11 protein-coding genes are annotated in these 10,597 nt (G+C 65.7%); 5 read left to right on the top strand and 6 right to left on the bottom strand.

Annotation, left to right across the window (positions count from 1 at the left end):
* Positions 1–723, bottom strand: a 723-nt coding sequence (locus G3N59_RS33485) for an urea transporter (RefSeq protein ID WP_205987121.1), incomplete at its 3' end; no start/stop codon positions are given.
* Between the two features lie 209 nt (positions 724–932).
* Between G3N59_RS33485 and G3N59_RS33480 the strand changes: the two genes are divergently transcribed.
* Positions 933–1,487: a putative glycolipid-binding domain-containing protein gene (locus G3N59_RS33480; RefSeq protein ID WP_205987120.1), complete on the top strand. Its 555-nt coding sequence runs from the start codon at positions 933–935 to the stop codon at positions 1,485–1,487.
* On the opposite strand, the gene G3N59_RS33475 is transcribed toward G3N59_RS33480, so the two are convergent.
* Together G3N59_RS33475 and tam are read right to left on the bottom strand one after the other, a co-directional pair.
* The gene (locus G3N59_RS33475) at positions 1,488–2,375 is read right to left on the bottom strand and encodes a mechanosensitive ion channel domain-containing protein (protein WP_205987119.1); all 888 of its coding nucleotides are present in this window, start codon (positions 2,373–2,375) and stop codon (positions 1,488–1,490) included.
* Between the two features lie 84 nt (positions 2,376–2,459).
* Positions 2,460–3,269 (bottom strand): trans-aconitate 2-methyltransferase, encoded by an 810-nt coding sequence (gene tam / locus G3N59_RS33470; protein ID WP_205987118.1) that lies wholly within the window; start codon positions 3,267–3,269, stop codon positions 2,460–2,462.
* A gap of 102 nt (positions 3,270–3,371) precedes the next feature.
* Here tam and G3N59_RS33465 point away from each other — a divergent pair, with 102 nt between their 5' ends.
* From G3N59_RS33465 to G3N59_RS33455, 3 genes are all read left to right on the top strand, one after another.
* Complete coding sequence (locus G3N59_RS33465; RefSeq protein ID WP_205987117.1) at positions 3,372–4,253, top strand: LysR family transcriptional regulator; 882 nt, start codon at positions 3,372–3,374, stop codon at positions 4,251–4,253.
* A gap of 117 nt (positions 4,254–4,370) precedes the next feature.
* Positions 4,371–4,688, top strand: a complete 318-nt coding sequence (locus G3N59_RS33460; RefSeq protein ID WP_205987116.1) for a hypothetical protein — start codon at positions 4,371–4,373, stop codon at positions 4,686–4,688.
* A gap of 239 nt (positions 4,689–4,927) precedes the next feature.
* Positions 4,928–6,055 (top strand): sensor histidine kinase, encoded by a 1,128-nt coding sequence (locus G3N59_RS33455; protein WP_205987115.1) that lies wholly within the window; start codon positions 4,928–4,930, stop codon positions 6,053–6,055.
* A gap of 33 nt (positions 6,056–6,088) precedes the next feature.
* Here G3N59_RS33455 and G3N59_RS33450 read toward each other — a convergent pair whose 3' ends face one another.
* Entirely contained in the window at positions 6,089–6,640 is a 552-nt protein-coding gene (locus G3N59_RS33450; protein ID WP_205987114.1) for a GNAT family N-acetyltransferase, read from the bottom strand.
* Positions 6,641–6,739: 99 nt separating this feature from the next.
* Entirely contained in the window at positions 6,740–7,642 is a 903-nt protein-coding gene (locus G3N59_RS33445) for a DMT family transporter (RefSeq protein ID WP_205987113.1), read from the bottom strand.
* 118 nt (positions 7,643–7,760) lie between these two features.
* Here G3N59_RS33445 and G3N59_RS33440 point away from each other — a divergent pair, with 118 nt between their 5' ends.
* Positions 7,761–9,200 carry a PLP-dependent aminotransferase family protein gene (locus tag G3N59_RS33440; protein WP_241024706.1) on the top strand — a complete coding sequence of 480 codons (1,440 nt, stop codon included), beginning with the start codon at positions 7,761–7,763 and terminating at the stop codon, positions 9,198–9,200.
* A gap of 45 nt (positions 9,201–9,245) precedes the next feature.
* On the opposite strand, the gene G3N59_RS33435 is transcribed toward G3N59_RS33440, so the two are convergent.
* Entirely contained in the window at positions 9,246–10,550 is a 1,305-nt protein-coding gene (locus tag G3N59_RS33435) for an MFS family transporter (protein WP_205987112.1), read from the bottom strand.
* Positions 10,551–10,597 lie beyond the last annotated feature (47 nt).

Here is a 10,597-nt window from a genome sequence, read left to right as displayed (position 1 = left end):
GAAGCCGCACAAACCGGCGGCGAAGCTGGCTGGCGGCGCGCCCAGTGCGTATTCGAGCGCACTGGCGAGCGCCGTGCCGCCGAGCGCATAGGCCGCCGCACGTCGCGACGACCACGCGAGGCCCGCAAGCAGCACGAGACCGGGCAGCGCGCCGGTGGCGAACACCGTTTGGGCGACGCCGCTGAGCACGCCTGCCAACGCGTCAGACGCGTCAGACGCGCCGCTGATGGCCGTGGCGGGCGATCCGGCTGCCACGCGTTCGCCGCCTGCGCCCAGCGTCATCCAGAGCCACGTCGCGGCCAGGCAGGGGGCCGAATACACGGCCAGGCGCGCGCGGCCCAGCGCGCGCACGAGCGGCGTGCCCAGCCAGGCGCTGAACGCCGCTGCGAGCAGCGCGAGCGCGAAGGCCGTGGCGGTATCGGCGGCGAAGGTGAAGGCGGCGAGGCCCGCGAGCGCACCGTTGAAACCGGCCAGACCGTCGCGGATCGCATCGAATGGCGCACGGCCGAGCAGCGCGCAGACATTGGCGGCCGTCGCGCCGATCAGCGCCGCGCAGGCCAGTCGCAGGTCGCAGAGCGCGAGCGCCGCGAGCACGCAGGCGCCGGTGCCCGCATGCTTTTGCAGCACGATCTGGCCGAGGCTGCGCAGCAGCGTGCGTAAGGGCTCGGCGAGGCTGGCGGCGGAGTCGGGCGAAGCGGCGCGGGCGGGCGCGTGGGTGGACATGGTTGGCAAGGACGGAAGCGGAGCAGATCGACGATGCAGCGCCGTGCGCGCCGCATCGCGCAGGATAGGCGAAGCGGGCCCGCTTGCGCATGCGCGGGTGTTGATAGTCGCTATTTGCGGGCCTGAGCTACGATAGCCGCCATTGCCGAACAGCAGAGTTGGGATCGATCAGTGTCTACTTAACAGTCACTAGGCAGCGGAGACGAACCATGCGTGAAGTGCGTTGGGCTTCGGAGGAAGGCGAGGGCATCGAGCATCTGGCGTTCGATGCGAGCGGCGGGGTGATCCGCGCGGAAAGCGTGGTGGTCGGGCAGCGTTACGGCAAGGCTTACGGCCTGTGCTACACCGTGCACTGCGATATGCGCTGGTGCGTGACCTACGCGGCGTTTCGCGTGATGGGCGGTGCGAGCTTCGCGATGCACGGCGACGGCCGCGGCCATTGGCGCGACGCGCAAGGACGCGCGCTGGACGAGATCGAGGGCTGCATCGATATCGATATTGCCGCCACGCCGTACACCAATACGCTGCCGATGCGCAGGCTCGGCCTCACGCGCGGCGAGCGCCGGCCGATCGAAGTGGCGTATATCGCCGCGCCGGAACTCGTGCCCACGCGTGTCGCTCAGGCGTATGTCTGCATCGAGCCGGATCGGGAATATCGCTACGAAGGCATTTTTCGCGACTTCACGGCGAACCTGAAGATCGACGCAGACGGGCTTGTGCTCGACTATCCCACGCTGTTTCGCCGTTTGCCTGCGCTGGCGTGATTACGGCGTCTGTTGCGTGGCGGCGGCATCGGGCGCATCGGGTGCATCGGCGGCGCGTTGATCGCTCTGCACGATATGCAGTTCGCGCGTGCGCAGCGGCAGCGCGAACTGTGCGTCGTTGAGCGTCTGGCGCACCTTGCGCGACAGTTCCCAGCGCATTTCCCAGAACGTGTCGATATTCGACCAGACGCGAATGTTCAGCACTGCGATGCTATCGTCGAAACGCGTCACCATCACTTGCGGCGCGGGCGCGGCCAGCACGCGCGGATCGGCCAGCGCGAGCGTGCGCAAGGCCTCGATGGCGCGGTTCACGTCGTCGCGCACGGAGATTTCCACTTCCAGATCGAGACGGCGCGTGGGATTGCGGCTGAAATTGCGGATCGAATTGCTCCACAGCGCGCTGTTCGGCACGTATTCGCAGATGCCGTCGGGCTTGGTGAGGCGCGTGGTGAAGAGATTGACTTCCTCGACGGTGCCCGCGACATTCCCGCCGCCGCCATCGATATAGTCGCCCACCTTGAAGGGGCGCAGCAGCAGCAACATGATGCCGGCCGCGATATTCTGCAGCGTGCCTTGCAGCGCGAGGCCGATCGCCAGACCGGCGGCGCCCAGCACGGCCACGATGCTCGCGGTCTGGATGCCGATCTGCGACAACGCGCCGATGATCGCCACGAGGCGCACGCCCCACACGGCGCTGTCACGCGCGATCGGGCGCAGCGTGGCGTCGATGCTGCTCTGGCGCGAGAGCCAGTGGGCCACGCGCCGGGAGATCCACCAGCCGATCCAGATGATCGCCACGGCCGCGCACAGGCGCAGCGCGAAGGCGGTGAGCGCGTCCCAGAGGAAGCTCCAGTTGGTCGGATGAACGTGCACGAGTAGCGATTGCATGGGCCGAAGGTCCTCGAAGTATGCGGCCGGGCCGGCGCGCAGCCGGCTCGTGGAGAGGACCTATTTTACGGGCGCACGTACGGATTAGCGCTTCGTCGCGACGATAAAGAGGCGTGGGAACGGTAGCAGGACCGTGCCATCGGCCAGAGCAGGATAGGCCTGTGCAATTGCCTCGCGATAGCGCGCCGTGAAGGCGGCGCGTTCGTCGTCACTGGCGAGGGCAGCGAGAAACGGCCGCAAGGCACTGCCCTTGAACCACTCGACGACGGCATCCGGGCCGCCCGCGAGCGGATGGTGATAGGTCGTGCGCCACACCTCCACGCGTGTGCAAAGCGGCGCGAGCAGCGCGTAATAATGCCGGGCGTCGAAGCGGGCGGTGCGCTCCACGCCTTTGAGTTGTTGCGCCCAGGGCCCGGACGCCGCGATGTCCCGCAACAGGCGATGCGCCGGTTCGTCGAGATTGTCGGGCATCTGTACCGCCAGATGTCCACCCGACGCGAGTCGCTGAACCAGTTGCGCGAACAACGTGTTGTGATCGGGCAGCCATTGCAAAACGGCATTCGCGAGGATCAGATCGTAACCGGGCGCATCGCGCTGCGCGCCCGCGCTCCATTGCGCGATATCGGCGAGTGTGAAGCTGGTTTGCGGCAGGCGCTGGCGTGCCGCATCGAGCATATCCGCCGATGCGTCGAGCCCGCTCACTTGCGCTCGAGGCACATGAGCGATCAGTAGTTCGGTGGAATTGCCCGGCCCGCAACCGATGTCGATGGCGCGCCGGACCGCCGTTGCGGGAACGGCAGCCAGCAGGTCGCGCACGGGCCGCGTGCGCTCGCTTTCGAACTGCACGTATTGCTGCGCGTAGCCGTTGCGGCCGGTATCGGTTGCGCCCGTCATGGTGTTCTCCTGATGGCTGCTGCGTCGTGGGATGCGCGTATTCTGGCCGCCGGCGGGAAATCAGTAAAATGAAATAAGTTGACCGATTGATTCAAAATTCTGATGAAAATTGACACGCTCGGCGTGCAGGCATTCGTGGCGATTGCCGAAGGCGGCAGCTTCCGGCAGGCCGCGCAAACGCTCAATGTCACGCAAACAGCTATTACGCAGCGCCTGCTCAAGCTCGAATCGTATCTGGGTGTCGTGCTGATCGAGCGCACCACGCGGCATTGCGCGCTCACGGAAATCGGCGCGCGTTTTTTGCCGCAGGCGCGTCGGCTGCTGGGCGAGCTTTCCGATGCGCTCACCGAAATCCGCGAGACCGGCATGAGCCAGCGCGGCGATGTGTCGATCGCCTGTGTGCCGACCGTCGGCGTGCAGTATCTGCCGCGTGTGTTGCGGCGCTTTTCGGCGAGCCGTCCGCACGATCGCGTGCGCATACTCGATCACGCGTCGGCGCATGTGCGTGCCGCGGTGCTGCGACGCGAAGCGGAATTCGGCATCGGCGTGGCGGGCGAGCAGCATCCCGAACTGGCAAGCGTGCCGCTCACCACCGATCCTTATGTGCTGGTTTGCCGCGACGATCATCCGCTTGCGAAGCGCAGACGTGTGAAATGGTCGGCATTGGGCGCGCACGCCCTGATTTTTGCGGGCGAGGTGAGCGCGAATCGTGGGCTGCTCGATGTGGCGCTCGAAACGAATGGCGTGAATCTGCGGGCGTTTTACGAGGTGCAGCGCAGTTCGACTGCGCTGGGTCTGGTCGCGGAAGGTTTAGGCGCGGCGGTCGTGCCGCGCCTCGCGGTACAGAAAGACGTTTTTCCGATGGTGCGCGTGATCGAACTGATCGAGCCGGCCGTGTCGCGCACACTGGTGCTGCTCACACGCAAGGCGGCGCATCTTTCGCCCGCGGCGCAGGCGCTCTACGACATGCTGCTGGACCAGTGAACGACGTGCAAACGGTGCACGCGGCACGGTGATTGCGCAAGACTTGTTCGTGCAGGCGCTGTTTGCCTGCGTCGTTCTGCCTTTCCAGTCAAGGAGGCATTCAAGGAGGAATCGATCATGAACAAGGCAAGCAGCACGTTAATCGCGGCGCTCGCCGCATTGGCCATGTCGGGCGGCGCCTATGCGCAGACGAGCGCGGGCTCGAACGGCAGTACCGGCAGCACGGCCAGCCCCGCGACGAATCAGATGAACGGGACATCGAGCGGCTACGGCATGCCCGGCGCAGCACGGTCGGACAGCGGCATGGGCAGCAACGCGCCCGGCTGGAACCAGCAGAACAACATGACGAATCAATCGACGACGCCCACGCCGCCGCCCAAGACCAACAACACGCTGGCGACGCCTAGCGTGGTCTCGCCGGTGGGCCATCAGTAAATGCCATCGGTAAATCAGTAAGCCGCAGACGCTGGGGTTTTCCCCGCCGTTCTCCTTTATCGGTCGCATGAAAGCGCCGCTGCGCCGCAAACGCAGCGGCTTGTTGTGTTATCGAATCGGAACCTTATTTTTCTGAAATTGAGTGACATATGATATTGAAGTGCGGCGAGGCAGAAGCCGCTAAAATTCGGGTGTAGCCGTTCGCATGCCATTCACTCTCTCGCAGCCGGGAAAGAACCATGAATCTAGCGGACTTTATCGAAGCGGATCTCGACGGAATCATCGACGACTGGACCGACTACGCGCGCGCCATCAGCCCAGCGGACAGTCATCTCCAGGACGTGCAGTTACGCAATTCCGCGCGCGAACTGCTGCTGGGAATCGCCGCCGATATGCGTGTCTCGCAGAGCGCCGCGCAACAGGAAGCAAAATCGCACGGCGAGCGTCCCGATCCAGACTCGACATTCAATCAGATTGGTCGTGGCCACGCCGATGACCGGCAGGCGCACGGCTTTGGCATCAACGCGCTGGTGGCCGAGTATCGCGCGCTGCGTGCGAGTGTCCTGCGCCGTTGGCAACGTACCGGCTCGCTCGACATCACCGCGTGTCAGGACATGATCCGCTTTAACGAGGCGATCGATCAGATGGTGGCGGAGTCGGTCCGGCAATTCGCGCAGCGCACCGAACGCATTCGCGATCTGTTCGCCGGCGTGCTGGCGCACGATATGCGCTCGCCCGTGGGGGCGATCCTGAATTCGGCGCAAGTGGTGTTGCGCGATGAAAATCTCGCGCCGCTGAGCTTGCGGGCAACAACGAATCTGCAACGCAGCGCGGAACGTCTGAAACTGCTGATCGACGATCTGTTTGTTTTTACGCGCGTGCGTCTGGGCGATACGTTGCCGGTTGAATTCACGCAGCAGGATTTTGGCCGACTGTGTCGCGGGGTGGTCGATGAAGTGCTGGCGGCAAGGCCCGATGCGCAAATCGAAACGCAAACGGCGGGCGAATTGACGGGCGTGTGGGATGCTGCCCGCATGAATCAACTGATTGCCAATCTGGTCACGAATGCGGTTCAGTACGGCAGTGGGATGGTGCGCGTGAAAGCGGCCGGCGACGGTCAGCAAATCGTGCTGACGGTTTCGAACGAAGGCGCGCCTATTCCGGCGAGGGCGTTGCCCACTCTTTTCGATCCCTTGACGCGCGCCGATCCACTCAATGATTCAGCACGCGCATCATCGGGCGTTGGCCTTGGGCTCTATATTTGCCGCTGCATCGCGCAGGCTCATCACGGCACGATAGGCGTCGAATCGGATGAACACGCCACGGCATTCACCGTGAAGATTCCGCGCTTCCCTGCTAAAGCGTAATAACGGCATTCGACGTTTGATTCGTGATCCGGATTAATTGTCGGGCGAACTGGCTGAGCCGTCGCCCAGCGTGCGCTGCATGAGCGCCGTATCGCGCCACGCGCCGTGCTTGAACCCCACCGCCCGCAACGTCCCCACGGGCTCGAAACCCAAACTCGCATGCAGCGCCAGCGAACCGCCTTGCGGGTCCGCCACCACAGCGATCATCTGCCGCCACGGCCCGGCCTCGCAACGCTCGATCAGCGCCGCGAGCAACATGCGGCCCAGTCCACGGCCGCGAAAGGCTTCGTCGATATAGATGGAATCTTCGACGGTATAGCGATACGCCGGTCTCGGCCGATACGGCGTGGCGTAGCAATAGCCGGCCACGCGCGCGTCGATTTCGGCGACGATCCACGGCAGGCCGTGTTCGCGCACGGCGGCGTGACGGCGCAGCATTTCGTCGAGCGAGGGCGGCGTTTCCTCGAATGAAGCGGCGCCGTATTGCACGTGATGCGCGTAGATGGCCGCGATGGCGGGGAAGTCGGCGGGCGTGGCGTCGCGCAGCAGCGGCGCGGCAGTGTGCGGTGCGTTCATGATCGGCATGCGGATTGGGTGCGCCGCGCGGTGAGCGCGGCGCTCGCGTCCACTATGCCCTGCGCGCGTGCCGAAATGAAGCGCGTCAAAATTCGCGCATCGGCGAGATCAACCCGCGCGCGCCGGGGCGACCGTGGCGCGTCCGAAACGCCGCGCGCCCGCCACGCAGGCGATCACGATAGCCGTCACCGCGATCATCGCGGGCGGCACGGCTTCGTGGAGCAGCAACGCGGCCAGCACGAAGCCGAAAAACGGCTGCAGCAACTGCAACTGGCCGACGCCCGCGATGCCGCCCAGCGCCAGGCCGCGATACCAGAACACGAAGCCGATCAACATGCTGAACAGCGACACATAGCCGAGTCCCCACCACGACGCCGCGCTCACGGACGCAAACGAGGCGGGCATGAGCCACCACGCGAGCGGCGCCATCACCGGCAGCGAAATCACGAGCGCCCAGCAGATCACCTGCCACCCGCCGAGCCGGCGCGACAGCCGCGCGCCTTCCGCATAGCCCAGCCCGCAGACGACGATGGCCGCGAGCATCAGCGCATCGCCGATGGGCGAAGCGTTGGCGCCGTGGCGCAGCGCGAAGGCGACCACAGCGGCGCTGCCGAGCGCGGAAAACAGCCAGAACGCCGCTTGCGGACGCTCGCCGCCGCGCAGCACGCCGAACAGCGCCGTGGAAAGCGGCAACAAGCCGACGAACACGATCGCATGCGCCGAGCTGACATGCTTGAGCGCCAGCGCCGTGAGCAGCGGAAAACCCACCACCACGCCCAGCGCCACGATCACGAGCGGCCAGACTTCGCGGCGTTCGGGCCGCGCCGCGCGAAACAGCACGAGCAGCAAGGCGCCGAGCACGCCCGCGAGCGTCGCGCGCGCGCCGGTCAGAAAGAGCGGATCGAGGCCGAGCACGGCCAGCCGCGTGGCCGGCAGCGAGCCGCTGAAGATGAGTACGCCGGCGAGGCCGCAGAGCCAGCCATCGGTGGAGGCATCGAGGGTTTTGCGCATGAAGTCAGTATGAGGGATGGCCTGAGCCGATCGGCCGATCATGCGCGCGCGCGGGCAAACCGGTAAGCTAAGCATCAGTACAATTTCGACAAACTGTATTGAATACGGAGCAGTACAGATGGAAGACACGCACCCGACTGTGTACCAGACAGCGCATGCGGCGCTCACCCGCGTCGAGCAGGTGATGCAGGCCGTGCGCGAGCGCATCGCCACGCGCGCGCTCGCGGCTGGGGCGCGCGTGCCGTCGATCCGCATGATGAGCGAGCAGATGGGCGTGTCGAAGTCGACCGTGGTGGAGGCTTACGAGCGTCTGGTGGCCGAAGGCGCGCTGGCGGCGCGGCGCGGTTCCGGGTTCTTCGTGGCGGGCCACGCTGCTGCGTTGGTGCGGGCAACCGGTAGCGCGCCCGGCCCGAACATGGACCGTGAAATCGATCCGCTCTGGCTCACGCGCCAGTCGCTCGAAACCGATGCGCGTGCGCTGCGTCCTGGCTGCGGCTGGCTGCCCGCCTCGTGGCTGCCGCAGGACGCCGTGCGCCGCGCCTTGCGCGCCATCGCCCGCGACCCGCGCGCGCAACTGACCGATTACGCCACGCCGCTCGGCTCGCCCGCGCTGCGTCAGCATCTGGCATGGCGGCTCGGCCAGCACAGCATCGACGCCGCGCCCGAACAGATCGTGCTGACCGACGGCGGCAGCCAGGCGCTCGATATCGTCTGCCGCTTTCTGCTCGAACCGGGCGATACGGTGGTGGTCGACGATCCGTGCTACTTCAATTTTCAGGCGCTGTTGCGCGTGCATCGCGTGCAGGTCGTGAGCGTGCCGTACACGCCCACCGGCCCCGATCTGGCGGCGTTCGAGCGCGTGCTCGCGGCGCACCGGCCGCGTCTTTACGTGACGAATTCGGCGATCCACAACCCGACCGGCGCGACGCTCGCGCCCACGGTCGCGCACCGGCTGCTCAAGCTCGCGGAAGAACACAATCTGCTGATCGTCGAGGACGATATTTTCGCCGACTTCGAGACCGATCCCGCGCCGCGCCTCGCGGCCTTCGACGGCCTCGCGCGCGTGGTGGCGATCGGCAGTTTCTCGAAGACCATGACGGCGGCCGCGCGCTGCGGCTATATCGCGACGCGTGCGGACTGGGTCGAACCGCTCGTCGATCTCAAGCTGGCGGTGTCGTTCGGCAATGGGGAACTGGCCGCCGATCTCGTGCAGCGTCTGCTGGTGGACGGCACGTATCGGCGCTATCTGGATGGCCTGCGCGCGCAACTGGCGGATGCCATGGGCGACACGCTGCGGCGACTGGCATCGGCGGGCTTGACGGCGTGGACGCGCCCGCAGGCCGGCATGTCGTTGTGGGCGCAACTACCGGATGGACTCGATGCCGCGCAGGTCGCGCGCGAGGCGCTGGCGGACGGCGTGGTGCTCGCGCCGGGCAATGTCTTCAGCGTGTCGCGCAATGCCGGCAGCTTTCTGCGTTTCAACGCTTCGCAGTGCAACCGGCCCAAGGTCTACGAGACCTTGCAACGCGCGATGGAGCGCGCTGCTACGCCCGCTTGAGCGAAATCGCCAGCGGGCGGCGCAACACAATCGCGCCTCGAAACATCAAGGCTCGTGACGCAGATAGCCTTCCTTGCTCGGATCGCGCATGCGCCACGAAACGATCAGCGAGATCGCGCACAACGCGCTCACGTACCAGTAGAACGTGGTTTCGCTGCCGATCGACTTGAACCACAGCGCGACGTATTCCGCCGTGCCGCCGAACAGCGCGTTCGCAACCGCATACGAAAGGCCCACGCCCATCGCGCGTACGGCGGGCGGGAACATTTCGGCCTTGATGAGCCCGCTGATCGACGTATAGAAGCTGACGATGGCGAGCGCAAGCGTGATGAGCCCGAATGCGGCGAATGGGCTCGACACATCCTTGAGCGCGTGCATCAACGGCACCGTGCCGATGGTTGCGCACACACCGAAAAGTATCATCGACTGACGACGGCCGATGCGATCCGAAAGCGCGCCGAACAGCGGCTGCATCAGCATGTAGACGAACAGCGCGCCGGTCATCACGTTGCTGGCGGTTTTCGCGTGCATGCCCGCCGTGTTGACGAGGTACTTCTGCATGTAGGTCGTGAACGTGTAGAAGATCAGCGAGCCGCCGGCGGTGAAACCCACCACCGTGAGGAACGCGCCCTTGTGCTGCCACACGCCGCGAATCGTGCCGGCGTCTTTGCTGTGGCGCGATTCGCTGGTCGAGGTTTCGTCGAGCGATTTACGCAGATAGAGCGAGATCAGCGCGGCCGCTGCGCCCACGACAAAGGGAATGCGCCAGCCCCACGCCTTGAGTTCTTCGGTCGAGAGCGTCTGTTGCAGGATCACGAGCACCAGCAGCGCGCAAAGCTGGCCGCCGATCAGCGTGACGTACTGGAACGACGCGAAGAAGCCGCGGCGGCCTTTCAGCGCTACTTCACTCATATAGGTCGCGCTGGTGCCGTATTCGCCGCCGACCGAAAGGCCCTGGAACAGGCGCGCGATCAGCAGCAGCAGCGGTGCGAACGCGCCAATTTGCGCGTAGGTCGGCAAAACGGCGATGACGAGCGAACCGCCGCACATCATCAGCACGGAAATCATCATCGCGGTGCGGCGGCCGTGGCGGTCGGCGATACGGCCGAACAGCCAGCCGCCGATCGGGCGCATCAGGAAGCCTGCCGCGAACACGCCGGCGGTGTTCAGCAACTGCGTCGTGGTGTTGCCGCTCGGGAAGAAGGCGGGCGCGAAATAGAGCGCGCAGAACGAGTAAATGTAGAAGTCGAACCACTCGACCAGATTGCCCGATGAGGCGCCGACGATGGCGAATACGCGGCGGCGGGTGTCGTGCGCGTCCGGGACGACGGGGGGAGTCTTGACGTCCATGAGGGGTCTCCTTTTGTCTGTCTGTCATAGCGCCGGCCGCTGCGATA

The organism is Paraburkholderia sp. Ac-20340, assembly GCF_017104965.1.
Lineage (GTDB): Bacteria > Pseudomonadota > Gammaproteobacteria > Burkholderiales > Burkholderiaceae > Paraburkholderia.
Note: the sequence above shows the minus strand (reverse complement) of the source record. Positions and strands in the feature narration are given on the sequence as shown.

Bases quoted from the DNA above. Each gene is read 5' to 3' on its own strand.
- G3N59_RS33455 (WP_205987115.1), top strand. From the start codon at position 4,928: ATGAATCTAGCGGACTTTATCGAAGCGGATCTCGACGGAATCATCGAC.
- G3N59_RS33450 (WP_205987114.1), bottom strand. From the start codon at position 6,640: ATGCCGATCATGAACGCACCGCACACTGCCGCGCCGCTGCTGCGCGAC.
- G3N59_RS33435 (WP_205987112.1), bottom strand. From the start codon at position 10,550: ATGGACGTCAAGACTCCCCCCGTCGTCCCGGACGCGCACGACACCCGC.
- G3N59_RS33475 (WP_205987119.1), bottom strand. From the start codon at position 2,375: ATGCAATCGCTACTCGTGCACGTTCATCCGACCAACTGGAGCTTCCTC.
- G3N59_RS33460 (WP_205987116.1), top strand. From the start codon at position 4,371: ATGAACAAGGCAAGCAGCACGTTAATCGCGGCGCTCGCCGCATTGGCC.
- tam (WP_205987118.1), bottom strand. From the start codon at position 3,269: ATGACGGGCGCAACCGATACCGGCCGCAACGGCTACGCGCAGCAATAC.
- G3N59_RS33440 (WP_241024706.1), top strand. From the start codon at position 7,761: ATGGAAGACACGCACCCGACTGTGTACCAGACAGCGCATGCGGCGCTC.
- G3N59_RS33465 (WP_205987117.1), top strand. From the start codon at position 3,372: ATGAAAATTGACACGCTCGGCGTGCAGGCATTCGTGGCGATTGCCGAA.
- G3N59_RS33480 (WP_205987120.1), top strand. From the start codon at position 933: ATGCGTGAAGTGCGTTGGGCTTCGGAGGAAGGCGAGGGCATCGAGCAT.
- G3N59_RS33445 (WP_205987113.1), bottom strand. From the start codon at position 7,642: ATGCGCAAAACCCTCGATGCCTCCACCGATGGCTGGCTCTGCGGCCTC.